Origin of the sequence: Paraburkholderia sp. 32 (assembly GCF_050435345.1) — a bacterium.
Classification (GTDB): Bacteria; Pseudomonadota; Gammaproteobacteria; order Burkholderiales; family Burkholderiaceae; genus Paraburkholderia; species Paraburkholderia tuberum.
The window spans coordinates 958,627-985,541 of record NZ_JBNDKD010000001.1 but is presented as its reverse complement, the minus strand read 5'-3'; the positions used below and the strand labels follow the sequence as shown (position 1 = coordinate 985,541).

Sequence of the window (26,915 nt, the reverse complement as noted above, 5' to 3'; positions counted from 1 at the left end):
CCCGCGACGCTTTCGAAATGCTCGCCGCTAGATGCGTGCCGCTCAAACCGCCGCTTCCGCCAGCGCCCGCAGTCGCGCGGAACGCATCAAACCTTCGATCATTTTCGCTTCCGCGCTCGCCAGCTCGCTTAGCGACGCCGCCGACAACTGTCCGTCGAAAATCGCTAGCGCCGCGCACAGACTTGCGTAGTCGTCGTCTTTGAGCGACCAGCGGCCAGTCTGGCGCTCGCGCACATCGAGCCGCACCATCGCCGCATGCGCGCTTTCGATGTCGGCGCGCGCGTCGGCGCCCCGTCCGGCATGCACAAGTTCCTGCGACACCAGCAAATGCCGGCTCAGCGTCGTGTGCAGAATGCGCGCGCCGTGGCCGCGGCGGAATGCATCGAGCGCGGCGTAGGCCTGCAACAGCATGGTCTGCGTGACCGGCGCGTGCGCGGTGCGGCTCTGGGTCAGAGAACGCAACAACGGGGACATGGCCGTGCGGCCGGGCTTGCGAACTCGCGACTTGCTGGACATCGATTCAACCTCCTTCTTTCGGCAGCGCGCCCGGACTTCGGCACGCGACGGCGGCAAACGCCGCGCTCAAGCGTCCGACGTATTTCGCGCCCGACAGTTCACCCCATGCGACGCGCCCGTTCTTCGAACGCATCGAAGAACGCAGTGTCCGCACATCGGTTCGACGCCGCCAGAAACAAGAAGCCCGCTTCGTTGCGACGAAAAAAAACCCTGTTCCGCGAGGAACAGGGCTGACAGGATGGAACGGCCGAGCAGGCGCGTGGATGCCTGCCAACCTATAACCACCTAACCTGCAAAGCTATTGCTTACGTGTACTGCACCGGCAATTACTACCGCTCGACAGCAAGCTTCAAACTGCCGATTCAAACTACCACTTCAATTGCGACTGCATGTGGGCCGGTCCTCGCTATCTGCTACTTCTGGCCGCTACCCCTGTTGCTTCGCGCTCGTGCTCGATGCATTGCGCGCTTGTATTGCGTCAACTGCGGACTGCAAACCTGCCAGATACGCACTGCGAACTGCAGACTTCATCAACGGTACGGTTCAAATCCGACACGAGGGGAAGATCGCATCGATGGAGGTCGGTGATTCCTCGCTCCATGGAAAAGAGTGTATGCGCGCACGCGCGAAAGCAATTCAGCGAACCGAAGCGCTTTGGTGGGTTAATTTGCCGAATCGATGTAACAGCGGCCCCACGGAGCGCTCGACGTGAAATCAGCGATTGCACCGAAACGGTGCTGCGAAAGCCTGAGAGAAAAACGCGAAGTGCGAAGCCGGCCGCATTCACGCCGAGCGGAGCCGGTGCCGTCGCGCCGGCGTCATCGCGTGTGCAGCTTCGATCGATGACGCGCGCCACGCCAAGCACGTCAACCGCGTGTGGAGAAATCGTCGATCGTCAGCAAGACCTTCTCACCGGGACGCGCGAGCATTTTTCGTTCGGCGATCGCCGTAATACGTTTACGCCCATCCGCGAACGTCTTCAGAACGCGCGCCTCACCCGCGCCGCGTTGCAGCCAGAAGTGCTGCTCGAGCGCCTCGCGCGTGACCGCGCATTCAAGGTCTCGTCCCTGCGACGAAAGCTGGAAAATCACCGCGCGTCCATCTGCCGAGACGCTGGGTACCACCTCGATCATCGTCATAGCCCACCTCGCAACGTTGATTACGACGTTCGCCGCATCACGGGAACCTCCCCGGATAACCATCTGGACGCTCGCCGCATCGGATGACGCGGCAAGCGGACGTTCGCGCGCCAATCGTCGGAGGCCTCGTCTTGTCTGTTCGTACGGTGGTGCGGATAGCGCGGCCGCGATGGGTCGACGACCGTGCCCGCGAAAAGCGGTTCAACCTTCAGCAATGCGCATGCCACACAACGCAGCAGGCGGCGCCTCGCCGCATCGAGCGTTCTCCCTGCATCGCAAAGTGAGAAGACTGCAACATAGCCGCGTGGTAAAAAAGCGCAGCCGGCGCGACAATCGACGACAATTCTTACTCGCGCTTCGCACGATCATCGCGCGCCACCACCTTGCCGACATGTCCACCCAACTGCCCGACCAACGATCCGGGTTGACCTTGCGCCCCGCGCAACCCGACGACGAAGCCTTCCTGCTCGAACTGCGCAAGGCGACGATGACCGAACACCTGGCGCGCGCCGGCGAGCCGACCGACGACGACGTCCATCGCGCGCGCCTGTTGCATCGCTACGACGCGGCGCAGGTGGTCTGTATCGACGGCGCGCCCGCGGGCTTGTTGAAGGCGCATCGCAACGACGACGAATGGTTCGTCGTGCAGTTGCAGATCGCGCCGGCGCTGCAGGGTCGCGGCATCGGCGAGCAAGCGCTGCGCACGATCCTGCGCGCCGCCGCGGCCGAAGCGTTGCCGGTCAGCTTGCAGGTGCTCAAGGGCAATCCCGCCAAACGGCTGTACGATCGTCTTGGCTTCGAGATCGTCGGCGAGGATCAGACACAGTTTCACATGCGCCTTGCAGCGCGCGCGCCAGCGGAAAGCGAAGCAGAACGAATGTCGGATAAAGACTGATACGGAACGAGCCTGGCAATGAACTCTGATATGACTTTTCGCGCTGCTTCAGCGATACAAAGCTGGCACGCGCACATCTACTTCGACCCGGCGAGCCGCGATGCCGCCTGGGCGTTTCGCGAGCAGATCGACGCGCATTGGGGCGACAAACTGCAGATCGGGCGCTTCCACGAACGGCCGGTCGGGCCGCATCCGATGTGGTCGTATCAGCTCGCCTTTGCGCACACGCAGTTCGCCGACGTGGTCGGCTGGCTCACGCTCAATCACGGCGCGCTCGATGTCTTTCTGCATCCGAACACCGGCGACGCGCTGCGCGATCATCGCGACGCCGCCGTCTGGATCGGGCACTCGCACGAACTCGTGCTGAAGGCGCTGCTATAGCACCGCTGCGAACGCTACGGCGGCGTGCTCACATATTCGTATACGCGCTGCACCAGCCGCGCGACGCGACCTGTTTAGTGGCGAACAGCGTGCAGCCGCCGTATGCGTCCGATGCCTTGCCCTGGAACAGCGAGCAGTTCGCGCACGATTGCCCGGCCGCGAAGTTCGGAAATCTGGCCTTGTCGACCTTCGACGCATCTTCGGTATAGCTGACCGCCTGCGCCTGCGGATCGCTCTCGCTGAGCGCATTGGGAACGGTCGCGGCGAACGCGAGCCGAGACAGCGCGAGCGACGAGCCGACGCCCGCGCTGACCAACAGGAAATGGCGCCGCGATGTTTTCATTGTCGTTTGCCTCTGGGTGGGGACTGAGGGATGCGTTCAATCGAGAAAGCGCGCGAAGCGCTCGACCGGTTCGCGCTCGGGGCGCAGCGTATTGACCGGCGCGTTGGGGTCGCCGAAACCGAGCGACATGCCGCACACAAATTGCTCGTTTTCGGGCAGCCCGAGATGTCCGGCAATCAGTCGATGAAACTGCATGAACGCGGCCTGTGGACAGGTGTCGAGGCCGCGCCCGCGCGCGGCCGTCATGATCGCCTGCAGGAACATGCCGTAGTCGAGCCAGCTGCCGCGCTCGAGGCTGCGATCGATCGTGAACAGCAGACCGACGGGTGCGTCGAAAAAACGGAAGTTGCGCGAGTGCTGTTCGTGCATACGCGCCTTGTCGCCCTTCTCGATGCCGAGCAGGCTATACATGTCCCAGCCGATCTTGCGACGCCGGTCGATGAACGGCGACTGCCACTGGCGCGGATAGTACGCGTACTCCTCCTGGTACAGCTCGTCGCGCTGCGGATCGTCGTAGGCGGCGAGCAGATCGCGCGACAGACGCGCGAGCGATTCGCCCGTCAGCACGTACACCTTCCACGGCTGCGTGTTGGTGCCCGACGGTGCGTGGCTGGCGGCTTCGAGAATCGCTTCGATGTCGGCGCGCTGCACCGGTGTCGGCAGAAAGGCGCGCACCGAGCGCCGCGTGGTCAGCGCGGTGTCGACGGGGTTCGCGGAAGAGGTCATCGGCGGATGGCGGCAGAGCCTGCGGAGTAGGTCTGCGACGATTCTAGCGCGTACCGCTCAAAGCCTGCCCGCCAGCGCGCAGGCATCGCCCGAAGCGTTGCGCTGCGCCCTTACATCGTCCCCAACACCACCGCCGCCGCAATCGATCCGACCACGAGCGCGAGCCCCACCGTCTTGCGCTTGTTCAACTCGGTCCACAACAGCACGCCCGTCAACGACAGCAGGATCAGGCTGCCCGCGAGCGTATCGATCAGCAGCACCCAACCGACGCTCAAGCCCACACCCTTGTGCATGTTCGTCAGAATCGCGAGAAAGGTGTTCGCGCTGCGCTTGACCGTCACGGTGTGGTTGCCGACCCAGTATTCGGCCGACGTGTTTTCCTTCGGCGACCCGAAACTCAGTTGCCAGTGCTCGGGCTGCACGACGCTGCGATCGCCCCATGCCACGGGATGCTCGGCTTCCTTCTGCATGCGCCCCGGATTGCCGGCGATCTTCAACTCCTGCTTGAGCCACTTCGCGAGCTCGCGCGGCGTTTGCGGCGCCGGTTGCGGCAGCGGCACCTGCATCACCGAGACCTGCGGCTCGCCGGTCGAGACGCGCAGCGGGCCGCCGCGATGATTCAGAAAGAAGCCCGTCGTGCCGAACAGCAGACCGAGCGCCGCGCCCCACAGTCCAACCCACCCATGCACCTTGCGCAGCCACTTGATGAAGGTCGCGCGACGCGAGCGCTGCTGGCGCGATTTCAGTTCATGGTCATCGAGCCGACGCGGCTCCTGCGCGTCATGTTCGCCGGCCGCGGGCGGTTGAATGTCGAGGGTGTCCGAGACGCTCACGTTTCACTCCAGGTACGCAGCAGATTGTGATAACAACCGACGAGGCTGCGTCGCGCAGCTTCGTCGGCATGGGTGGCATTGAGCCGTTGAATCGCGGTGTCCATGTCGAACAGCAGCGCGCGATGCGTGTCGCTGCGCACGAGGCTCTGCACCCAGAAGAAGCTCGCCACCCGCGCGCCGCGCGTGACTGGCGTCACCTGGTGCAGACTCGTCGCCGGATAGACGATCATGTCGCCGGCCGGCAGTTTCACCTGCTGCACGCCGTAGGTGTCCTCGATCACGAGTTCGCCGCCGTCGTATTCGTCGGGCGCGCTGAGAAACAGCGTCACCGACACGTCGGTGCGCAGCTTCACGCCGTTCGGCAGCACGCGCACCGCGCCGTCGACGTGGCTGCCGAACTGCATGCCGCCCTCGTAGCGGTTGAAGAGCGGCGGATAGACCTGGTTGGGCAGCACCGCGCTGATGAACAGCGGATTGCGTTCGATCGCCGCGAGAATCACATCGCCGAGTTCGCGCGCGAGCGTCGAGTGCTCGGCAATCTGCTGATTGCGCTTGACCGGCGCGCCCTGATAGCCCGCGGTCGCGCGGCCATCGACCCATGCGTCGCCGGCTCGATCGAGCCGCTCGCGCATGAAGCGCAATTGCCCGGCGTCCAGTACCTTCGGAATGTGCAGCAACATAGTGTGTCCTTCGCGTCGGCTTGCCGTTTGCAGAAGCGGCAAGCCGTACGCATGCGCTCAGTGCGTATCAAAAGCGGTAGTTGAACGTCGCGAGCAGCGTGCGGCCGATGCCCGGCACCGAACGTCCGCCGTCCGACGGAATCAACGCGTCGTAGTAGTACTTGTTGGTGAGGTTCAGCAGGTTCAGGCGCACGTCGTACTTCTTCGCGTGATAGGCCGCGGTCGCGTCCCAGCGCGTGTAGCCCGGCACCTTCACGTAGTTCGTATTCGACGCATAACGTGGCGACATGTAGATCGGACCGCCGCCGATTTCCCAATGCGGCGTGATCGCATACGTGGTCCAGAACGTCAGCGTGTTGCGCGGCGTGTTGGCCGGCGTGTGGCCCTGAGTGCCGTCGGCCGCTTTCAGGATCGTCGCGTCCATGTACGTGTAGCCGCCGAAAATCTGCCACTTGTCGGTGATGTGTCCCGTCACGCCCGCCTGGAAGCCGTCGACGCGAATGTTGCCGGCCAGCTGGTACTCGGTCGGTGACACCTGCGTGCGCGCGTTGTCCTTTTCCTCGCGGAACAACGCCGAGGTCACCGACATGTTGCCGCCGAACAGATCCCACTTGCCGCCGATTTCATACGACTTCGTCGATTCCGGCGCGAGGTTCTGAGTGAGGTTCGTGACCGTCAGGTTTTCGAGCGACGGGTTGAACGACGTGCCGTACGACACGTAGTACGACTGCCAGTCGGTCGGCTGATAGATGACGCCGGCGCGCACGCTCGTGAAGTAGTTGGTCTGGCTCGCATAAGCCGGCGCGCTAATCGTATTGCGGATTCCCGCGGAGAAACGATCCCAGCGCACACCGCCGATCAGCTTCCAGTGCGGCGTCAGCGTAATCGTGTCGTTCAGGTAAGCGGCAATTTCGTTCGCTCTCGAATCGGCGTAGTTGCCCACCGTCGTCGTCACGTTCGACGGCGTGCCCATGATCGGCGGATTGAGCATCGGCACGATCGGCAGGTTGTTGCGCGTGTACGCCTGGTTCGTATAGCTGTCGTGGCCCACTTCGACACCGGCGATCAGGTCGTGCCTGATCGGTCCGGTGTCGAATTTGTATTCGAGCATCGTGTCGTTGTAGATCGCATGATTCTGGATCACGCGGTCATGACTCTGCAGCTTGATGAACAGCTGCGACGGCGACAGCGTCGTGAAGTTGCCGTTGGTCAACGCTGTGCTGGACGACAGCGGTCCGGTCAGCACCGCTTGCGGCGCGGTTTCGCGCGCGTCGGTCATGGAGTGCGAGATCTGCGTCTGGTTCGTCAGCGTCAGGGCGTCGGAGAACTTGTGCTTGATCGCCGCGGTGAAGATCTGCACGTCCTGGATCGTGCGGTCGCTGGTCAAACCGTAGAACGTGTTCTTCGGTACCGGCGACGGGCGGCCGTTCAGCGCCTGGATGCCGTAGTCGGGCATGTCGTGGTTGTGCTGGATCAGCGCCGACAGCGTGATCTCGGTCGGCGTGCCGATGCCGAAGCGCAGTTCCGGCGCGACGCCGAAGTCCTCGTTCTTCATCACGTCGCGCGTCGAGCCGAGGCTCTGGCCGAATGCATTTAGGCGGATCGCCGAGGTGTCGGTGAGCTTGTGGTTCACGTCGACGGTGGAGCGGTAGCGGTCGTCGGTGCCGATCATGCCGGAGACTTCCGCCGAGTCCGTCAGGTTCGCCTTCTTGCTGACCTGGTTGATCACGCCGCCGGTCGAGCCGCGGCCGAACAGCATCGACGACGGACCGTACAGCACCTCGAGCGATTCAAGATTGAACGTGTCGCGGTAGTACTGGTTGCGGTCCCGAAAGCCGTCCAGATAGATGTCGTTCTGCGCGGTGAAACCGCGCAGGTTGATGTTGTTGCCGATCTGGCCGCCTTCGGCCGCGCCGATCGTCACGCCGGGCGCGTTGCGCAGCGCATCCGCAAACGACGTCGCGCCCTGCGAGGCGAGCAGGTCGCGATTGATCACGGTGACGGTCTGCGGAATGTCGCGCAGCGCGGTCGGCGTCTTGGCGCCGACGGTCGCGCGGTCGGCCTGGAAGTCCTGCTGAACGGCCTGAGCCTGCACGCCGATGGTCGGCAGCGTCTGCGCGGCGGCGGGTGTGTCGTTCCGTGCGCTGGTTTGTGCGTTCTGCGGCGCGCTTTGCGCGAGCGCCGGGGTCGCCAAAGGAATGGCAAAAGCGAGCGCTAGCGCTGTCGCGAGCGGCGTGTGATTGAGCATGGAAATCCCGTCAGAAATGCGTTTGTCAAATTCGCATCACTGACGTCGAATTCATGACAAAGCCGCAAATGGCTGGCTGCCGCTCTCCGTAGTGTGAGATGGAGATGACGGGATGGCTGGCTAGGTTTAAATGAGAATCGATATCATTTCATATCTACTGGAAGTCAGCAATCCCGACGTGCGTCAGGCACATTGAATCGCGACTCGGTTTATCCTTTTTACAACAATGTAGTTTCATCGCTTCGGCAGCGCTTTCCTTCCCTCTGGAGTCGACTTTATGCAATATCGCCAATTCGGCCGCACCGGCCTGACCGTTTCTCGCCTGTGTCTCGGCACCATGACCTTCGGGCTGCAAACCGAAGAAGCCGCATCGCACCGCATCCTCGACACGGCCGCGGACGCCGGTGTCAATTTCATCGATACCGCGAACGTCTATCCGCTCGGCGGCGACGAAAATCTGGCCGGACGCACCGAGGAAATCGTCGGACGCTGGCTGAAGGGCAAACGCGAGCGCTTCATCGTCGCGACCAAGGCGGTCGGCAAGATGGGGCCCGCCGCGTGGGACCAGGGCGCGTCGCGCAAGCACCTGCTCGATGCGATCGACGCGTCCTTGCAGCGCCTCGGCACCGACTACGTCGACCTGTACCAGCTCCATTCCGACGACGCGAAGACCCCGCTCGACGAGACGCTCGAAGCGCTCGATGCGATCGTGCGCTCGGGCAAGGCGCGCTATATCGGCGTGTCGAACTTTCTCGCCTACCGGCTCGCGCGCGCACTGGGGCGCGCGGACGTGCTCCGCGTCGCGCGCTTCGTGTCGGTCCAGCCGCGCTACAACCTGCTGTTTCGCCAGATCGAGCGCGAGCTGCTGCCGCTGGCCGCCGAGGAACAACTGGCCGTGATGCCGTATAACCCGCTCGCGGGCGGACTGCTGAGCGGCAAGCACCGGCTCGACGCGACGCCCGCCGAAGGGCGCTTCACCGAAAGCGTCGGCAAGGCTGGCGCGATGTATCAGGAGCGCTACTGGCATGAGCGCGAGTTCGACACGATCGAAAGGCTGAAGGCGATCGTCGCGCCGACCGGCGAATCGCTGGCGAAGGTCTCGCTTGCGTGGGTGCTCGCGAATCCGCTGATTACGTCGGCGATCATTGGTGCGAGCCGCGCGGAGCAGTTGAGCGATACGCTCGCGGCGGCCGGGCTCACGCTCGACGCCGCGATCAAGACCCAGCTCGATGAAGCGAGCGTGCAGTATCGCTGGGGGGACGCGGCGCGCTAGCCACCCGCCGGCAGATCAGGCGCGGCCCGGCGTTCGGCCGCGCGTCTTCATCGTCCGTAGCGCAGCACGGTGCTCGTCGCGGCGAGCACGTGATCCTTGATCGCGGCGTGGAACGCGTCGCGCGTCAAGCCGGCCGGCAATGCGTCGGGCGGCAGATCGAGCGCATAGACCTGCGCCACGTAGTGATGCGGTACCTCGCCGACGGGCGGACACGGGCCGTAATAGCCGGGGCCGCCGGTGCGATTCGTGCCGGCGACGCTGCCCGCCGGCGCGGCTTCGCCTTCGGCGAGTCCAGTCGTGGTAGGCGCGATGCCATAGACGATCCAGTGCACGAGGCCGAGGCCTTTCGCGCCGTCGGGATCGAAGATCGTCACCGCGAAACTTTTCGTGCCGGCCGGCGCGTTATGCCATTGCAGCGCCGGCGACACGTTGCCGCCGCCGCAATTGTTCGCGCTCGCCGCGTGGCTTGCGTTGAGCGTGCCGCCATCGGCCAGTCCCGGCGACGACACCGCGAAGGCCTGTGCCGCATACGCATGCGCGCACGCGTAAGCGAGCAGCGCGCACGCGCCGACGGAGAGGAGGCGCCGCGCGAGGGTCAGGTGGATGCGAGTCATTGGGAGTCTCCGGGGTTGGACGTGCCGTTGAGAGCTTTGCAGTTCAGAGAGCAACTATAACGAGAATGTTGTTTTGAGATGGAAGAGGCGGCATTTTTGAGATGGAAGAGGCGGCATATTGCGCATGGGGCTCCGAGAATCAAACAATATGGCCAAAGGATTCTGGCAACAACACCACTGGTATTAAAACGATGCGTCTTTCGTCCTGGCTTATTGCCACATTGATGTTCGGCGCAGTATCCGGTTTGGCCCTTGCGGAATCGGTTCTCAGGTTTGAGGATTGTCCCGCCACTGTCGAGTCCAGGCACGCTGCGATGCCACGCATGATATTCACGGACGCGACGGCACGTCATTACCGCAGCATTCTTCGTGAAGCCGCAAAGGAGCCGATTAACTTCGCGGGCCACTACGTTCTCGCTACGTGGGGATGCGGTGCTGGCTGCGTGATGGCGGCGGCAATCGATACGAACTCGGGCCGCGTCACTTCGCTGCCGTTCACGGTTTCCGATTGGCCGCTGGACATCACGGATCCGCTTGCCTATCGCGCAGACAGTTGCCTGCTGATCGCTCACGGTAGCCGCAATGAAAACGCCGAGCACGGAACCTACTACTACGCGTTCGACGGCAAAACATTTACCTTGCGCGCGAGTACGACAAACGTCGGGCGTTAGACAAACCGCGGAAGCAGTGAACGAGACCGTCACCCCGTGATGGACAACTGGATTGCGCGAAAACTACTGTTACGACCACTGCTATTTCAACGAACCTGAGGCGAAGTATCGCACTGACCGCGCGAACTTCTGGAGTTTGCCGTGAAGAAGGTCGGGGCTGGCATCCTAACTGGTTTTGCCCTCATCTTCGGCATGTCTGCTTGCTATGCAAAAGGCGATCAACGTGCGACTCCTCAAGCTGGAGCACGTACTTATGCACAGAATTACAAAGACATGGTTCTGGCTACTTGCATAGCGACCGCCTACAGGAACGACAAAGATGCTGCTATGGATGCGGGAAGCAGCGTCAGTGCATTGCGAGACTGGACTTACTACGACTTGGAGAAGGCTCCAGACGCGATCAAAACCTTGGTGGACAATTATTTGGCGCGAAATTATCAAAACCCGCTGGTTGAATCGGAAACTGAAGGTGTCCGTTTCGATTTCCTGAAGTGTCTGGACCTGTATCACAGTAAGGAATTGGACGCACAGGTCAAGCGTTTGGTCATTAACCCCAAGCGCACTTACCGGCAAGATAATCCGTTGCCAGCAGAGCCGAAGTAGTTATGAGCACGTCCAGCGTCGAAGCGCTGACCAGTGCTCGGGCACGGATCGCCTTGGCAATCGTTGAGGGGTTGATATGAACCGTTGGACGTGGAGCCGCGGCACTGGATACGTGATGGCGGCGGCAATCCACCGCCTCACTTCGGCTTGAACCGCCCCGTCTTCTGCGTCGCCTCCGGATACTGTCGCGTCTCGCGCACCGACAGCGGATGCCACAATTTCGCGCCGCCCTCGATCCCCGCGTCGTTCGATACGGTCGCCACGTTCGCCGGCAGCGAAAACTTGATGCGCGCCGCGTTGCCGCCGCCGATCCACAGCTTGTCGTAATTGACCAGTGACTCGAGAATGCCGATCACCTTCTCGACACGCCGGCTCCAACGCTTGTTGCCGATCTGCTCGCGCGCGGCCTCGCCGATGTATTCGTCGTACGCCACGCCCTTCTTGCTGACCGGATGATGCGCGAGCTCCAGATGCGGCATCAGCTCGCCATCGCGAAACATCGCGGTGCCGGCGCCGGTGCCGAGCGTCAGCACGAATTCGAGGCCGTGGCCTTCGATCGCCGCGAAGCCTTGCATTTCGGCGTCGTTGATCATCCGCACCGGCAGTCCGCCCAGGCGCTGCGCGAGCGAATCCGCGAGCGCAATGTCGTGCCATCCTTCGATGCCGAAGTGCGGCGCGGTCAGAATGCGGTTGTTGCGCACGACACCCGGAAACCCGATCGAGATACGGACGGGCCGCACCTGCTCGATGAGCGGAGCCACGAGTTGCGCGAGCGCGTCCACCAGTTGATCCGGCGTGCACGGATGCGGCGTCGCAACGCGCACGCGCTCGGTTTTCATCTGCCCGTCGGCGTCGATGATCGCGGCCTTCAGGCCGGTGCCGCCGACATCGATCGCGAGGATGTGCTCGCTGCCGCTTGTCGGCGCATTCCGTTTCACTGCGTTCTTCTTGCGTGTTGCCACGATGTCTCCCGATTGTGTTGAGGCGGTTGTGATGCGGGTCTGCGGGTTGGTTCAAAGTTGCCGCTATGACTTGCCACCGGGCGCTTTCTGCTGCAACGGGCGCCACGCGTGGCCATCGCGCGCGAGCAGCGCGTCGGCTTCGGCCGGCCCGTCGCTGCCGGCCGCATAGCCGCGCACGGCAACCGCGCCGCCACTCCTCGGATGCAGCACGTCGTCGACCGCGCACCAGCTCGTCTCGATGCTGTCGGCGCGCTGAAACAACGTCGCGTCGCCAAACATGCAGTCGTACAGCAGCGTCTCGTAGCCGACGTTCGCGCTTTCCGCAAAGAAGTCGCCATAGTTGAACGACGACTGTACCGGACCGACCTGCATCACCGGCCCCGGCACCTTCACATTGAAATCGAAGCTCGAGCCGTGCTCGGGATCGATGCGAATGGTCAGCACGTTCGGCGTCAATGCGTTGACCGGCGTATCGCGGAACAGGCGGAACGGCACCGGCTTCAGCTGCACCGAAACCTCGGTGCGGCGCACCGCGAGCCGCTTGCCGGTACGCAGATAGAACGGCACGCCGGCCCAGCGCCAGTTCTCGACGAACACGCGCGCCGCCGCGTAGGTTTCCGTCGTGCTGCCGGGCGCGACGTCGGGCTCCTCGCAATAGCCGACGCCGGCTGGCCCTTTTTCGTACTGGCCGAAGACGACGTCGGCGGACGTCAGCGGCTGGATTGCGTCGAACAGCTCGGCCTTCTTGTTTCGCACGGCTTCGGCCTCGAACGAATTCGGCGGCTCCATCGCGACGATGCCGAGCAGCTGGAACAGGTGGTTCGGCACCATGTCGCGAAACGCGCCGGTCTGCTCGTAGAACCTGCCGCGCCCCTCGACGCCGATCGTTTCCGCCGCCGTGATCTGCACGCAATCGATGTACTCGCGCCGCCAGATCGGCTCGAACATCGCATTCGCGAAGCGCACCGCGAGGATGCTCTGCACGGTGTCCTTGCCGAGAAAATGATCGATGCGGTACACCTGCGACTCCCGCGCATACGACAGGATGTGCGCGTTCAGATCGCGCGCCGACGCGAGATCGGTGCCGAATGGCTTCTCGATCACGAGACGCCGAAAGCCGCCGTTCGCGCCGTCGCCTTCCTTCAGCAGGCCGGCTTTGCCGAGCCGGTCGGTGATCGGTTTGAAAAAACGCGCGCCGACCGCGAGGTAGAAGATCGCGTTACCGCCTTTCGACTGATCGAGCTTCTGCTTCAGCTTCGCGAACGTATCGTCGGATTCGAACTCGCCCGCCATGTATTCGAGGCGCTGCGCGACCCAGTTCCATGCGTTGTCGTCGAGCTTGCCGGCGTGAAAGGTGCTGGCCTTGTCGGCGGCGAACTTCTGCAGCGAGGTATGCAGTTCGTCGCACCATTCACGCGTTTCGCGCTCGCCGTGATTGACGCCGATGATCTTCATGCTGTCGTCAAGCAGGCCATCGACCGCGAGGTTGTAGAGCGCCGGCATCAACAGACGTTTGGTCAGATCGCCGCCCGCGCCGAAGATCACGAGCGTGCACGGCGGCGCGGGCTTCTTGCCGGCCGGCGACGACAGGGCGTCGTATCGGTTCGCGCTGAGCTTGCAGCTCAGCGCGGGCGTTGCGTTGGGTTGATCGGGAGAAGCGGAAGGGTTCGGTGTGCTCGACATGGGATTCACTTGGACCTCGGTAAGCCGATAGAACGAACGCGGCGATACATGAAAGACCACGGGCGCTGCCGCACAGTTCAATTGCGTTCGCGCGTGAGCGCGCGGCATGCTTATTTCGTCGTCGTGGCCGCGAGCGACGGTACCGGTTCTTTCGCCACCGCCGGCGTTACCGCGGACGCAGAAGCCGCCGGCACCGGAATCGGCGCGGGCGCCGGCGCCGGTTCCCCCGCCAGCGGCACGTTGCCCGATGCCGCCATGGCGCGCGGCTGCAACAGCAACGCGACGAGCCCGGTCCAGCCGGTCTGATGCGAAGCCCCGACGCCACGACCGTTATCGCCATGAAAATACTCATGGAACAGGATCAGATCCTGCGAACGCGGGTCCGCCTGCAGCAGCGGATACGCACCCATCACCGGCCGCTCGCCGTTTTTGTCCTTCAGGAACAGCGTGGTCGCGCGGCGCGCGAGTTCGTCGGCGATTTCGCTCAACGAGAACTTCTGGCCCGACCCGGTCGGATACTCGACGCGGAAATCATCGCCGTAATAGCGATGAAACTCGTACAGCGATTCGATCAGCAGATAGTTGACCGGCATCCACACCGGCCCGCGCCAGTTCGAATTGCCGCCGAACACACGGGTATCGGATTCGGCCGGCAGATACTTGACGCAGAAGCTGTTGCCGTTGTGCTGGTACACGAACGGATGATCGCGATGGCAACGCGACAACGCCCGCACGCCGTGATCGGAAAGAAATTCACTTTCGTCGAGCGCGCGCCGTAACAACGCCTTCATCCGATGCCCGCGCAGCAGCGACAGCAAAAGCGCGTTGCCCTTGCCGGGCTCGTTCCAGCGCGACACCAGCTTCGCGAGATCGGGCCGATGCTCGAGAAACCACACGAGGCGCTCGCGCAAGCCCGGCAAGCCGCCATGCAAACGCTCCTCGAGCACGTGCACGGCGAACAGCGGTATCAGTCCGACGATCGAGCGAACGCGCATCGGCATGCTGCTGCCGTCGGGCAGGCGCAGCTTGTCGTAGAAGAATTCGTCCTCGCTATCCCACAGGCCCGTGTCGCAGCCGTCGTCGCAACTGACCGCTTCCGCGATGTACAGGAAGTGCTCGAAGAACTTCACACCAATATCGACGAACACATGGTTCGCGTAGGCGAGTTCGAGCGCGATACGCATCAGGTCGAGCGCATACGCGGCCATCCACGCGGTGCCGTCGGCCTGGTCGATGTGGCCGCCGGTGGGCAGCGGCGACGAGCGGTCGAAGATGCCGACGTTGTCGAGCCCGAGAAAACCGCCCTGAAAAATATTGTGGCCGTCGGCGTCCTTGCGATTCACCCACCACGAGAAATTCAGCAGCAGCTTGTGAAACATGAGCTCCAGAAAATCGCGGTCCGCCTTGCCGGTCAGCGCGCGGTCGATCTCGTACACGCGCCACGCGGCCCATGCATGGACCGGCGGGTTCGCGTCGCTCAAGGCCCATTCGTAAGCGGGCAACTGGCCGTTCGGGTGCTGATAGCGGTCCTTCACGAGCAGCAGCAACTGCTTCTTGGCGAACGCCGGATCGATCAGCGCGAACGCGGCCGCATGAAACGCGAGGTCCCACGACGCGTACCACGGGTACTCCCACTTGTCCGGCATCGACACGATGTCCGCGTTGCACAGATGCCGCCAGTCGGTGTTGCGGCCGTGCTTGCGCGCGGCGGGCGGGCTCGGTTGCAGCGGATCGCCGTCGAGCCAGCGCTGCACGTCGTACTGGTAGTACTGCTTCGACCACAGCATGCCGGCGAGCGCCTGACGTTGCACGAGACGCGCATCGGGGTCGGTGATCTCGTGTTGCAACGCGCCATAGAATTCGTCGGCTTCGGCGCGGCGGCGCGCGATCAACGCGTCGGCATCGAATGGCGCTTCATCGGTCGCCGATTGCGGGTGCCAGCGCAGATACACGACCGCGCGTCCGTGCGGCCCGAACTCGAGCGCCGCATGCGCGGCGGCCCGGGTGCCCGCGTCGTGACGGATCGCGTTCGCGTCGCCGTGCACGAGGTAGTCGTTGAAGCCGTCCTTGAACGGGCCCGCGCCGTCCATGCCGAACAGCCGCTTCACGTTGGTGTCGTTCTCGCAGAACAGCCATGCGAGTTGCGGCGCATCCTTCGACCACGCGGTCACGACGATCGGTTCGTGCACATGGTGATGGCCAAGCAGACGCACCGCGCCGTCATGACCGGTACCGGCGACGAGCTTCGGCTTGTCCTTGTTCTCTTTCCACGACCACGAGTTGCGCGCCCAGATCTGCGGCAGCACATCGAGCGACGCCGCTTCGTCCGCGCGATTTTCGATCGTCACACGCATCACGATGTCGTCGGGCGTGTGCTTCGCGTATTCGATCTGGACGTCGAAATAGCGCTGATCGTCGAACACGCCGGTATCGAGTACTTCGTACTCTGGCATATCGCCGCCGCGGCGCGCGTTTTCGTCGATCAGGTCCTGGTAGGGATAGGCCGCGTGCGGGTACTTGTACAGCATGCGCATGTAGGAATGCGTGGGCGTGCCGTCGAGATAGAAGTACAACTCCTTGACGTCCTCGCCGTGATTGCCCTGCGAGTTGGTCAGGCCGAACAGGCGCTCCTTGATGATCGGGTCCTTGCGGTTCCACAGCGCGAGCGACACGCACCAGCTGAGCCGGTCGTCGCCGAAACCGGCGATGCCGTCTTCGCCCCAGCGGTAGGCGCGGCTGCGCGCATGGTCGTGCGGAAATGAGTCCCAGGCGGTGCCGTTCGCGCTGTAGTCCTCCCGCACCGTGCCCCACTGGCGCTCGCTCAGATACGGCCCCCAGCGCTGCCAGTGGCCGCATTCGGGCGAATGCAGTCGGGAACCTTCGATCGTGGCGAGCAGATTGGCAGCGCGCAGCGGTGGCATGAAAACGTCCTTGCAACAGGCCTGGCGGTGGGACCCACATCGTAGCGCGGTTTACGCGCCGTCGTGCTCGAGTCGGGCAAGCAGACTTTCGACGCGCAGCAATTCGCCGAGCGACCAGGCCTGGAACGGCGTGCCGGCGGGCGCGTGCGGCGCGTCGCCGGCGGCGATCTCGGACAGGTGATCGAGGCCCGCGTGATCGAGATGCGCGTACAGCGGGGCGAGAAAGCGCGCCCTCGCCTGCGCGAGATTATCGGCACTCGCGCCATTCACTCGCAGCCACGCTTCGACGAACGGGCCGATCAGCCACAACCACGCGGTGCCCTGATGATAGGCGCCGTCGCGTTCGCGCGGCGCGCCGCCGTAGCGGCCGCGATACGCGGGATCGGACGGCGCGAGCGTGCGCAGGCCGAGCGGCGTCAGCAATTGCGCTTCGACCTGGCCCACCACCGCGCGCGCCGCCGCGCCTTCGAGCAGCGGAAACGGCAGGCCGCCGACCGCGAAGATCTGATTCGGCCGGATCGAGCGGTCGACCGTGCCCGGCACATGATCGACGTCGACGTTATCGAACAGCGCCTGGGTGGCCGGGTCGACGAAGCGCCGGCGAAACGCGAGCGTTGCACGCTCGGCAGCTTGCCGCCACTGCGGGTTCCATGCTGACGCGATTCGCAGCGCGTTGATCCACAGCGCCTGCACTTCGACCGGCTTGCCGATGCGCGGTGTGACGACCCAGTCGCCGACTTTCGCATCCATCCACGTCAGTTGCACGCCGGGGATGCCGGCGCGCAGCAGGCCGTCGTCCGCGCACACGCCGATGTTGAAGCGCGTGCCGTTCGTGTAGCCGGTCAGGATCGTTTCGGCGGCCTGCTGCAGATGCGCGCGCGTTTGCGCGCCCGCATGCGGCGTCGCCAGATAGTCGTGAACCGCGACGATGAACCATAGCGACGCGTCGACCGAGTTGTATTCGGGCGCGTCGCCATAGTCTGGGAAGCGGTTCGGCAGCATGCCTTCGGACAGCGTGCCCGACCATTCGAGCAGGATCGCTTCGGCATCGTCGAGACGGTTCGACTCGATCAGCAGGCCGCGCATCGCGATGAACGTGTCGCGGCCCCAGTCGGTGAACCACGGAAAGCCCGCGAGGATCGTGCGGCCTTCGTTGCGCGTGACGACGTAGGCGTCGGCCGAACGTTGCAGGCGCGAGCCGAGTGCGGCGCGGCGTTGTTGTTCGGTGTGGGCGAGTTGGGCGGCGTGGGCGGTGGTTTGGGCTTTGTCGTTCGCGCATTCGGTGGCGGACGTGCTCGACGCGCTCAGAATCATCACCGCGTCGCCCTCCGCGAGATCGAAGCTGAACACGCCGGGCGTCGCGAGATCTTCGCTGCAATCGAGACCGCGCTCCTGCTCGCGCACGTAGCAGAAGTTGCGATACCAGTCGGGCGCATGCGTATAGGCACCGTTCGTCGCCGCTCGCACGACCGGCAGTCCGCCATACGGTTGCCAGCTCGCGCACGATTGATCGGCGCTGACTTGCGCGCCGAAGTTGAAGGCCGGATTCTCGTGATGCAGCGCATGATAGTCACGGCCCGACAGCAACGGTCTGATCTTCAGCACGGGCGCATCGAGTTCGCCGCCTTCGAGCCGCCAGCGCAATACCGTTTCGCACGTCGCTTTGCTGACGAACACGTCGGCGATCATCGCCGCGTGCGCACCGACTTGAATGCGCCATGTCGGCCACGGCGCGGTGTCGAAGCTGGCAAGGCGGCCGCGCAGATCCGGATAGATCACGTCAGGACCATAGCGCTGCATGGTCAACGCGAAGCGCTCGCCGCCCGCCTCGACCCACGCCTCGATGCCGTTGACGAGCACCATGCGCCCGCCCGGCGCGCGCGTCGCGGCTAGCAGCAGCGCATGGTAGCGGCGCGTGCGCAACATGCCGAGCGTGCCCGAAGCAAAGCCGCCGAAGCCGTCGGCTTCGAGCCATTCGTTTTCGAGTTGCGAGATGTCGATGGGTGAATCGATGCGAGTCATTGAATCGTGCCCATGCGCGAACGATAAAGCAGCAAACATAGCGCAGATGGCAGTGCCATGAACATTGACCTTCCCGATACTTTCCATTTTCTTTCGATCAACCGACGATTTATCGAAAGTTATGCCGGGCGCAAACGTTTCACAATTATTTCTTGAAAGGAATGGAGACTGCACCCGCTTTCATCGAACCGGATGCAGACATGAGAAAAATCAGTTGCATCGCGAGCGCCGCATCGCTGGTGCTTGCCACGATAGCGTTGAACGGTTGCGGCGCGGACGACTCCTCTTCCACGAGCAACGCGACGACCACGAGCCTTGCGCCGAACGACGCGGCGCAACGACCCGCAATGGCGGCAGCGGCAGTGGCGACTCCCAACGCCTCAGCGCCATTCGCGAACAACACGGCGAACGACACGGCGAGCAACACGGCAAGTGGCGCAGCCGCCACCGACGCGATCACGCAAAACATGCAGGCCAGTCTCGCGGCCGACAGCCAGCAGGTCGCGCCGGTCATGCGCTACGCGCCCCGGCGACAGCGCGAACAACTAGTTCGCAACTGATCAGCAAGAGCAACGCGTAACCGACCACGAAACACCCCCAGGCACGCTCACGCGCGCTATTCTTCCCCTACGCAGAAGGTGATATTCGATGACATCAACTAGCCGTCGCCGTTTCCTGCAAACCGTGGCTTCATCCGCGGGCGCCGCCGCCGCGATGACCGCATTGCCCGAGTCGATCCGCAACGCGCTCGCCGTGCCCGCGTTTTCGCGCACGGGCACGATTCGCGATGTCGAGCACATCGTCGTGTTCATGCAGGAGAACCGCTCGTTCGACCACTACTTCGGCCATCTGCGCGGCGTGCGCGGCTATAACGACCGCTTCCCGATTCCGCTGCCGAGCGGCCTGCCGGTGTGGAATCAGCCGTCGAAGGAAGACCCGACCAAGCCGGTGCTGCCGTTCCATCTGGACACCGCGACGACGAGCGCGCAATGCGTCGGCGATCTCGATCACTCGTGGTACAAGACCCAGTACGCGATCGACGGCGGCCGCTACGACCAGTGGCCCGCCAACAAGACCGACATGACGATGGGCTACCACCTGCGTAGCGACATCCCGTTCCACTACGCGCTCGCCGACGCCTTCACGATCTGCGATGCGTACTTCTGCTCGTTGCCGGGACCGACGCACCCGAACCGCGCGTATCTGATGACCGGCATGGTCGACCCGACCGGCACGATGGGCGGCCCGCTGCTCGACAACAACGACTGGGTCGACGGCGATGGTCCGCCGAACTATCAGTTGCTGTCGTGGACCACGTATCCGGAGCGTCTGCAGGCGGCGGGCATTTCGTGGCAGATCTATCAGCAGGGCACGTCGGGCGCCGATCCGCTGAACGGCAACTACGGCACCAACATCCTGCAGAACTTCACGAACTTCATCAACGCGCAGCCGGGTTCGCCGCTCTACGAGCGCGCGCAAACCGTGCGCACGATCGACGACCTGAAAGCCAACGTGCTCGCGAACCAGTTGCCGCAGGTGTCGTGGCTGTGCCCGCCGGCCGCCTACTCGGAGCATCCGAGCTACACGCCCGCGTACGGCGCCGAATACACGTCGCAGATTCTCGACGCGCTGACGTCGAACCCCGAGGTGTGGAGCAAGACCGTGCTCTTCATCATGTACGACGAGAACGACGGCTTCTTCGATCACCTCGTGCCGCCGCAGCCGCCGACGACCTCCACCCAGGGCAAGTCGACGGTCACGACCGACGGCGAAATCCACAATGTCGTCAATCCGCTGCGCGGCGGCAGTTACACCGCCGACGGCTATCCGTACGGCCTCGGCCCGCGCGTGCCGATGACGATCGTGTCGCCGTGGACCAAGGGCGGCTTCGTGTGCTCGCAGGTGTTCGATCACACCTCGGTGATCCGCTTCATCGAAACGCGCTTCGGCGTGCATGAGCCGAACATCACGGCATGGCGTCGCGCGGTGTGCGGCGACCTGACCACCGCATTCGACTTCCGCACGCCGGATGCGAAGATGCCGTCGCTGCCGGACACCAGCAACTACATGAGCATGGCCGACAACCAGTGCAAGACGCAACCGAAGCCGACCGTGCCGACGACGCCGACTCCGGTCGATGCGCAGGAAGCGGGCATCCGTTTCGCGCGTGCGTTGCCGTACGAACTGCATGTGAACGGCGCGGCGAACGCGGGCAACGACACGTTCGAAATCACGATCGGCAACACCGGCGACCAGGGCGCGCACTTCTACGTGTACGCGACGAATCGCACCGACGGTCCGTGGCGCTACACGGTCGAAGCGGGCAAGTCGCTCAGCGACACGTTCGACCTGAGCACGACGAACGGCGTGTATGCATTCGACGTGTTCGGCCCGAACGGCTTCGTGCGCAAGTTCGCGGGCAACACCCAGGCGAGCACGCAAAGCACGCAGGATGGCCATGGCAACGGTCATGCCGACAACCAGCCGGCGCGGCCTGAAGTGACCGTGCAATACGACGTCGCGAATGGCAACGCGTTCCTGAAGTTCACCAACAGCGGCGGCGGCATCGCGCATCTGACGGTGATCGACAACGCGTACGGCGCGCGCCCGCGCACCGTGGTCGTGCCGGCCAATGCGCGTATCGAAGAAGGCTGGGTGCTTGCGTCGAGCCATCACTGGTACGACCTGACGGTGACGAGCAGTGACGACGCAAGCTTCTCGCGCCGCTTTGCCGGTCACGTCGAGAACGGCCGGCCGAGTATCAGCGATCCGGCTGCGGTTGCGCCGGTGCTGAGCGCGAGTTGAGGCGACAACCGCCCCGCCCTGCTTACTCGCAGTAAGATTCGGCATCCTGTCCCGCCTACGTGGCGGACAGGGTGCCGATGTTTTTTAAGGCTCGTATTGAAACGCGGTGCTTAGAGACCGACGTCCGGCAGCGCCGGACGCGTGGCGAGCGCCTTGGCGACGATGTCTTTGACTTCGGCGAGCGCGTCGCCTTGCAGCGCGAGGCGCGGCGGACGCGTGACGGCGCTGCCGCGGCCGAGCAGTTCCTCGCACAGCTTGATGCATTGCACGAGGTCGGGGCGCGCGTCGAGGTGCAACAGCGGCATGAACCAGCGGTACAGCGACAGCGCTTCATCGAAACGCTTCTGCGTGGCGAGGCGGAACAGCGTCTCGCCCTCCTTCGGGAACGCGTTCGACATGCCCGACACCCACCCTTGCGCACCGACCGCGATGCTTTCGACGACGACGTCGTCGAGGCCGGCGAACAGCACGAAGCGGTCGCCCACCGCGTTGCGCAGATCGATGAAGCGTCGCGTATCGCCCGACGAATCCTTGAAGCAGACGATGTTCTCGCAGTCCTGCAGTGCGATCAGCACGTCCGGCGTGACGTCGTTCTTGTAGATGGGCGGGTTGTTGTAGATCATCACCGGCAGATCGGTGCTGGTCGCGACCGAGCGGAAATGCGCGGCAGTTTCGTGCGGCTTCGCGGAATAGACGAGCGCCGGCATGACCATCACGCCGTCGACGCCGACACGCGCGGCTTCACGCACCGTCTGCCGCGCGAACTCGGTCGTGAACTCGGCGACACCCGCGACGACCGGCACCTTGCCGCCAGCCGCGTCGCGCGCCGCCTCTATCACCTGCAGTTTTTCCGACGTGCTCAGCGAGGTGTTTTCGCCAACCGTGCCGCAGACCACCAGACCCGACACCCCGTCCTTGACGAGATTGCTGACCACTCGGTGCGTCGCGTCGATGTCGAGCGAAAAATCCGGCTTGAACTGGGTGCTGACGGCGGGAAACACCCCGCTCCATTGGATAGCCTTGCTCACTTTGTCCGTCTCCTTCAAAAAGCCGGCCGCGCCGACACACGTTGAGTATGACGACGAGTATCGGCCTTTATCCGGAGGCGGGCTTGGGCTTTTTCGTGGCTGAAAGAGATTAAATCCGCACAAGAGGCGAGGCGCCGGATCGCCGGCCGGGCGGCGCCGGCGACTTCGCAGCAAGGCGGCTGAGGCGCACGTCAGCACCGTCGCGTGAGGCTTCGAGGCGGCCCCTGGATGCCGAGTCCGGCATAGCCGCTCGCGATCAGGCGCCCAGCAACACGCCCGTTCGGATCGGCCGCGTGCCAGTCACGCGACCGAGCGGCGCACCGGCCGTCGCGAAACGGATCGCGCGCCGCATGTACAGCACCCCTTCGGTCTGGCTCTCGATCGTGGTCGTCTCGTCGGTCAGCGGGTCGACGATATCGAACAGCGGCTGGCCGACGCGGATCTTGTCGCCGATCTTCGCGCGGTGCACGAGAATCCCGCTCACCGGCGCATAGAACTGCTCGCTGCCCGCGAGCGGCGTCGCCGCCGACAGCAGCGGCGGCAACGGTTTGGCCTCGCCCCGAATCGCGCCGCGCCACACCAGATAGTCGACGAGCGCGTCGGCATCCTGCTGCGCGACTTCATACGACACGTCGCGCTGGCCGCGGCATTCGACCGTCACCGCGATCGAGCCGGTCGGCACCGGCTTGCTCGCCGGCATCTGCTGCTGCAACGTCCACCACAGCAGGCTGTGGGTTTCGTCGAACGCGCCGCCGCCCGAATCGGTCGCGAGCAACGACGCCTCTGCACCGAGATAGCGCGACAGCGGCTCGAACTCGGCCCAAGCGGATTCGCTCGTGTACACATGCATCGCCGCTTCGAGCGAGCAATGCAGATCGATCACGACGTCCGCGTCGCACGACAACTTCAAGAGCGCCAGTTGCAGCGACTCGAATTCGGTCAGCGGCTTCTGTTGCGCGAGTTCGGCCGCGAGCAGCTCGCGCACGATGCGGCGGTTCTGGTTCGCGTCGGCGCCGAGCGCCTCTTTCGCTTTCGCGACAAGCTTTGCGAACTGCACGAAATGCCGGTTGAAGTTCTTGCCACTGCCGAGATCGAAGCGGCCGATGAACTGCCCGAGCACGTATTGACTGAGCCCGACCGGATTCGACACCGGCACGAGCACGATTTGAGCGCTCAGCGCGCCGGCTTCCTCGAGCTCACGCAGACGCCGCTTCAGCAGCACCGTGGTCAGCATCGCGGGCGTTTCGTCGGCATGCAGCGACGCCTGGATGTAGATCTTCTGCCCGCTATTGGCCGGGCCGAAATGAAACGACACCAGTTCGCGGTGCGTGCCGATGGCTGGCGACACAAGCGGAATCGATTGCCTGTTCATGAATGGAAAGCCGTGAAGATAATGTTGGAAATCTGGATCAATTGCCGTACGGATCGAAGTCGAAGTACTTCTTCGCGATCTGCGCATAGGTGCCGTCTTTGCGCATCGACGCGATCGCCGCGTTGATCGATGCCTGCACCGCGGTTTCGTCCTTGCGCAAGCCGATGCCGACGCCGCGATCTCCCATCGAAAGCGGCTCGCCGACAAACGCGAAGCCCTTGCCCGCGGGCGTGCGCAGGAAGCCGTAATCGGCCTCGACGGTGCCGAGCAACGCGCCGTCGAGCCGGCCGTTCTGCAGATCGGCGAACACCTCGTCCTGGCTCTTGTAGGCGACCACGTTCGCGCCGAGCGGCGTCCAGTTCTTCAGTGCGTAGCTCTCGAACTGCGTGCCCGACTGCACGCCGATCTGCTTGCCGGCAAGTCCGCTCGCCGTAGGCGCGAGCGACGAGCCTTGCCGCGCGATCAGCCGCGACTTGAACTGGAACAGCTTCGACGAAAACAGAATCTGCTGCTCGCGCTTCTCGGTGATCGCCATCGACGACAGCACCGCGTCGATCTTGCGCGCCTGCAGCGCCGGAATCATGCCGGAAAACTCGAGTTCGACCCACTGACAATGCGCGTGGATGCGCCGGCAAATCTCGTTGCCGAGATCGACGTCGAAGCCCTTCAGGCTGCCATCGGGCGCCTTCGAGTCCATCGGCGGATAGGTCGGATCGATGCCGAGGCGCAACGTGGTGGCGTCAGCGGCGAACGCGCCGCTGCTGAAAGCCAGCGCGGCGCAGAGAGTCATCAGTGGAGTTTTCATGGAAGGCGACGATGAGCGGATCAGGACAGCGTGATCGTAAGCCGCTGTGGCGCCTCAAAGAAGTCCCGTTCGGACTATCATGATCACTTTTACCGATCATCAAACCCTGACGCCATGGCATTGACGATTTCCCAGCTGCGCGCGTTCACGGCGGTCGCCGAGCATGGCAGCATCCGCGCGGCCTCGCGCGCGCTCGGCATCGCGCAAAGCGGCATCACGCAGCAGTTGCAGAACCTCGAATCGATGCTCGGCGCGACGCTGTTCACGCGCACGAATCGCGGCATTGCGCTGACCGCGCTGGGCCAGCGGCTGCTGCAGCGGGCCGGCGCGATCCTCGGTGAATGCGAGCGTGCCGAGGAGGACGTGCGGCAACTGCGCGGCGACTACGTGGGCGAGGTCACGTTCGGCATGACGACAGAGCCGCTCGTCGACGCGTTCGCGCCCGTGCTGATGGAATTTCGTGCGCGCTTCGAGCGCGTCGCCGTGCATCTGCGCACGGGCACGTCGCGCATGATGATTTCGTGGATCCGCGAAGGCACGCTGGATTTCGCTGTCGCGCTCGTATCGAAGCAGACCGACACCGCCGATCTGTCGGTCACGCCGCTCTATCCGTCCGACCCGGTGATCGTGTGCCGGCGCGGTCATCCGAAGGCGCGCGCGAAGTCGCTCGCCGAACTCGTCGATTGCACGTGGGTGACGACGCGCTCGCCGAATCTGACCGAGGAGCCGCACGTGAACCGGTTGAGCCATCTGTTCGATAGCTACGGCTTGCCGCCGCCGAAGATCGTCGCGACCGTCGAGGGCTTGTACGAGACGCTGCACCTGGTAGCCGCGACTGATTGCCTGTCGCTCGAATCATCGGTCATCGCGAAGCGCGGGCCGTTCGCGGACGTGCTGACGACGATCCCCGTGCGCGAGCGCGCGTTGCAGCAGAACGTCTGTCTGCTGCAACGCGCCGCGATTCCGCTGACCCCAGCCGCGCAGGAGTTCGCGACGATGATCGCGTCGTACACGCGCGCGGTGCGGGCGCATTGAGCGTTGAGCATTGAGCGTTGAGTGTTGAGTGTTGAGCTCCAATGCGCCGCTCAAGCCGCCGTTGCTTCGAGCGCTATCAATTCTTCGATGCGCTGCCTGCGCCGGATCAGCCGCGCGTTGCCGCGCTCGATCAGCACCTCGGGCGCGAGCGGCCGGCTGTTGTAGTTCGATGACATCGACGCGCCGTACGCGCCTGTGTCATGGAACACGAGCAGGTCGCCCACTCGAGGCGCGGGCATCGACCGGCTCGTGACGACACCGCCTTGCGCCTGCGTGAACACGTCGCCGGCTTCGCACAGTGGCCCCGCCACGCTGAACGAGCCGGCCGGCGCATCGCTCGGCGTGCCGTTGCGCCGAAGCACGCTGATCTCGTGATAACTGCCGTAGTACGACGGCCGCACCAGGTCGTTGAAGCCCGCATCGAGCAACGCGAATTGCCGCGACGGCCGCCGGTTCAGCGCGTGCACTTCGGCGACGAGTACACCTGCCTGCGCGACCAGAAAGCGCCCCGGTTCGATTTCGAGTCGCACGCGATGCCCGACGCGTGCTTCGATGCGGCGCCGCGCGTCGTCCCACAGCCGGAAATAATGCGCGGTATCGACACTTATCTCGTCATCGCGATACGGCACCGACAAACCACCACCCGCGGAAATCGCCTCGATATCCTGATCGAGTCGCGACACCGCATCGACCATCGCATCGCACACTTTCGCGAGATGCGCGTAATCGACACCCGAGCCGATATGCATATGCAGCCCGACGAGCTTCAGCCGATAGCGCCGCACCAGTTCGAGCGCGCGTGGCAGGTCATCGCGCCAGATGCCGTGCTTGCTGTGCTCGCCGCCTGTGTTGGTCTTGCTGCTGTGGCCGTGACCGAAGCCGGGATTGATCCGCAGCCACACGCGATGGCCTTCGCTCGCGTGTCTCCCGAGCCGTTCGAGCATGTCGGGCGAGCCGGCGTTGACCGTGATTCGCTCGTCGAGCACGGTGGCCAGCGTCGCGTGGTCGAGCACGTCGGCGGTGAAGACGACGCCTTCGGGCCCACCGTTCGATGCGGGTTGAGCCGCATAGCCCGCGGCAAAACTGCGCGCGAGTTCACCCAAAGAGACCGCATCGAGCATCACGCCTTCGTCGCGCATCAGCTTCAGGATGTGCACGTTCGAACAGGCCTTCTGCGCGTAGCGGATCGTGTCGAAACTGCGCAACTGCGCGATGCGCCGGCGGATCGTGTCGGCGTCATAGACCCATAGCGGCGTGCCGTGCTGGCGCGCGAGGTCGGCGAGTTGACGGGAGTCGAATGGCGTCATGGTCGGTTGCATGTCGAAGCTTTGCGAAAGCGATAGCCGACATGATGAGCCGC

General features: G+C 64.0%; 24 protein-coding genes. 8 read left to right on the top strand and 16 right to left on the bottom strand.

From position 1 onward, the window contains the following. Positions 1–42: 42 nt before the first annotated feature. Both OKW26_RS04665 and OKW26_RS04660 read right to left on the bottom strand, forming a co-directional pair. Positions 43–516, bottom strand: a complete 474-nt coding sequence (locus OKW26_RS04665) for a hypothetical protein (protein ID WP_429352824.1) — start codon at positions 514–516, stop codon at positions 43–45. Between the two features lie 866 nt (positions 517–1,382). Continuing rightward, positions 1,383–1,655, bottom strand: coding sequence for a DUF1488 domain-containing protein (locus OKW26_RS04660; RefSeq protein ID WP_090807933.1), 273 nt, complete (start codon positions 1,653–1,655; stop codon positions 1,383–1,385). Positions 1,656–2,046: 391 nt separating this feature from the next. Between OKW26_RS04660 and OKW26_RS04655 the strand changes: the two genes are divergently transcribed. Then, positions 2,047–2,550 (top strand): N-acetyltransferase family protein, encoded by a 504-nt coding sequence (locus OKW26_RS04655; protein WP_429352823.1) that lies wholly within the window; start codon positions 2,047–2,049, stop codon positions 2,548–2,550. A gap of 30 nt (positions 2,551–2,580) precedes the next feature. Beyond that, positions 2,581–2,931 carry a DOPA 4,5-dioxygenase family protein gene (locus tag OKW26_RS04650; protein WP_090810310.1) on the top strand — a complete coding sequence of 117 codons (351 nt, stop codon included), beginning with the start codon at positions 2,581–2,583 and terminating at the stop codon, positions 2,929–2,931. Between the two features lie 28 nt (positions 2,932–2,959). On the opposite strand, the gene OKW26_RS04645 is transcribed toward OKW26_RS04650, so the two are convergent. The 5 genes from OKW26_RS04645 to OKW26_RS04625 form a co-directional block, all read right to left on the bottom strand. After that, positions 2,960–3,274 (bottom strand): high-potential iron-sulfur protein, encoded by a 315-nt coding sequence (locus tag OKW26_RS04645; RefSeq protein ID WP_429352822.1) that lies wholly within the window; start codon positions 3,272–3,274, stop codon positions 2,960–2,962. Positions 3,275–3,310: 36 nt separating this feature from the next. Continuing rightward, on the bottom strand, positions 3,311–4,000 hold the full coding sequence (locus OKW26_RS04640; protein ID WP_187611578.1) for a nitroreductase: 690 nt from the start codon (positions 3,998–4,000) through the stop codon (positions 3,311–3,313). 110 nt (positions 4,001–4,110) lie between these two features. Continuing rightward, positions 4,111–4,833, bottom strand: a complete 723-nt coding sequence (locus OKW26_RS04635) for a PepSY-associated TM helix domain-containing protein (protein WP_429352821.1) — start codon at positions 4,831–4,833, stop codon at positions 4,111–4,113. After that, a complete protein-coding gene (locus tag OKW26_RS04630; protein ID WP_184030542.1) occupies positions 4,830–5,513 on the bottom strand; it encodes a Fe2+-dependent dioxygenase in 684 nt (227 codons plus the stop codon). Before OKW26_RS04630 ends, OKW26_RS04635 begins: the two co-directional genes overlap by 4 nt. Positions 5,514–5,580: 67 nt before the next feature. Continuing rightward, complete coding sequence (locus OKW26_RS04625; RefSeq protein WP_429352820.1) at positions 5,581–7,761, bottom strand: TonB-dependent receptor; 2,181 nt, start codon at positions 7,759–7,761, stop codon at positions 5,581–5,583. A 277-nt stretch (positions 7,762–8,038) separates the two neighbouring features. Here OKW26_RS04625 and OKW26_RS04620 point away from each other — a divergent pair, with 277 nt between their 5' ends. After that, positions 8,039–9,034 carry an aldo/keto reductase gene (locus OKW26_RS04620; protein WP_184057878.1) on the top strand — a complete coding sequence of 332 codons (996 nt, stop codon included), beginning with the start codon at positions 8,039–8,041 and terminating at the stop codon, positions 9,032–9,034. A gap of 47 nt (positions 9,035–9,081) precedes the next feature. Here the strand turns inward: OKW26_RS04620 and OKW26_RS04615 are convergent, their stop codons facing one another. After that, positions 9,082–9,648: a YbhB/YbcL family Raf kinase inhibitor-like protein gene (locus OKW26_RS04615; protein ID WP_429352819.1), complete on the bottom strand. Its 567-nt coding sequence runs from the start codon at positions 9,646–9,648 to the stop codon at positions 9,082–9,084. Between the two features lie 101 nt (positions 9,649–9,749). Here OKW26_RS04615 and OKW26_RS04610 point away from each other — a divergent pair, with 101 nt between their 5' ends. Both OKW26_RS04610 and OKW26_RS04605 read left to right on the top strand, forming a co-directional pair. Next, a complete protein-coding gene (locus OKW26_RS04610) occupies positions 9,750–10,319 on the top strand; it encodes a hypothetical protein (RefSeq protein WP_429352818.1) in 570 nt (189 codons plus the stop codon). Between the two features lie 192 nt (positions 10,320–10,511). Then, a complete protein-coding gene (locus tag OKW26_RS04605; protein ID WP_429334570.1) occupies positions 10,512–10,922 on the top strand; it encodes a type VI secretion system amidase immunity protein Tai4 in 411 nt (136 codons plus the stop codon). Between the two features lie 137 nt (positions 10,923–11,059). Here OKW26_RS04605 and OKW26_RS04600 read toward each other — a convergent pair whose 3' ends face one another. The 4 genes from OKW26_RS04600 to OKW26_RS04585 all read right to left on the bottom strand — a co-directional run bounded on the left by OKW26_RS04600 (position 11,060) and on the right by OKW26_RS04585 (position 18,510). Further along, positions 11,060–11,884 carry an ROK family protein gene (locus OKW26_RS04600; RefSeq protein WP_429352817.1) on the bottom strand — a complete coding sequence of 275 codons (825 nt, stop codon included), beginning with the start codon at positions 11,882–11,884 and terminating at the stop codon, positions 11,060–11,062. Positions 11,885–11,947: 63 nt separating this feature from the next. Next, complete coding sequence (gene zwf, locus OKW26_RS04595) at positions 11,948–13,567, bottom strand: glucose-6-phosphate dehydrogenase (RefSeq protein WP_429352816.1); 1,620 nt, start codon at positions 13,565–13,567, stop codon at positions 11,948–11,950. Between the two features lie 110 nt (positions 13,568–13,677). Continuing rightward, a complete protein-coding gene (locus OKW26_RS04590; protein WP_429352815.1) occupies positions 13,678–16,488 on the bottom strand; it encodes an MGH1-like glycoside hydrolase domain-containing protein in 2,811 nt (936 codons plus the stop codon). Between the two features lie 51 nt (positions 16,489–16,539). Next, positions 16,540–18,510: an amylo-alpha-1,6-glucosidase gene (locus OKW26_RS04585; RefSeq protein ID WP_429352814.1), complete on the bottom strand. Its 1,971-nt coding sequence runs from the start codon at positions 18,508–18,510 to the stop codon at positions 16,540–16,542. A gap of 200 nt (positions 18,511–18,710) precedes the next feature. Between OKW26_RS04585 and OKW26_RS04580 the strand changes: the two genes are divergently transcribed. After that, the gene (locus tag OKW26_RS04580) at positions 18,711–19,070 is read left to right on the top strand and encodes a hypothetical protein (RefSeq protein WP_429352813.1); all 360 of its coding nucleotides are present in this window, start codon (positions 18,711–18,713) and stop codon (positions 19,068–19,070) included. Between the two features lie 88 nt (positions 19,071–19,158). Then, positions 19,159–21,315, top strand: coding sequence for a phosphocholine-specific phospholipase C (locus OKW26_RS04575; protein ID WP_429352812.1), 2,157 nt, complete (start codon positions 19,159–19,161; stop codon positions 21,313–21,315). 110 nt (positions 21,316–21,425) lie between these two features. Here the strand turns inward: OKW26_RS04575 and OKW26_RS04570 are convergent, their stop codons facing one another. The 3 genes from OKW26_RS04570 to OKW26_RS04560 form a co-directional block, all read right to left on the bottom strand. Further along, a complete protein-coding gene (locus tag OKW26_RS04570) occupies positions 21,426–22,343 on the bottom strand; it encodes a dihydrodipicolinate synthase family protein (protein ID WP_090807963.1) in 918 nt (305 codons plus the stop codon). A gap of 256 nt (positions 22,344–22,599) precedes the next feature. After that, on the bottom strand, positions 22,600–23,715 hold the full coding sequence (locus OKW26_RS04565; protein WP_429352811.1) for a succinylglutamate desuccinylase/aspartoacylase family protein: 1,116 nt from the start codon (positions 23,713–23,715) through the stop codon (positions 22,600–22,602). 37 nt (positions 23,716–23,752) lie between these two features. After that, on the bottom strand, positions 23,753–24,520 hold the full coding sequence (locus tag OKW26_RS04560; protein WP_184057858.1) for a transporter substrate-binding domain-containing protein: 768 nt from the start codon (positions 24,518–24,520) through the stop codon (positions 23,753–23,755). Between the two features lie 114 nt (positions 24,521–24,634). On the opposite strand from OKW26_RS04560, the gene OKW26_RS04555 reads away from it, so the two are divergent. Continuing rightward, positions 24,635–25,555 (top strand): LysR substrate-binding domain-containing protein, encoded by a 921-nt coding sequence (locus OKW26_RS04555; RefSeq protein WP_184057856.1) that lies wholly within the window; start codon positions 24,635–24,637, stop codon positions 25,553–25,555. A 50-nt stretch (positions 25,556–25,605) separates the two neighbouring features. On the opposite strand, the gene lysA is transcribed toward OKW26_RS04555, so the two are convergent. After that, on the bottom strand, positions 25,606–26,874 hold the full coding sequence (lysA, locus tag OKW26_RS04550) for a diaminopimelate decarboxylase (RefSeq protein ID WP_429352810.1): 1,269 nt from the start codon (positions 26,872–26,874) through the stop codon (positions 25,606–25,608). Positions 26,875–26,915 lie beyond the last annotated feature (41 nt).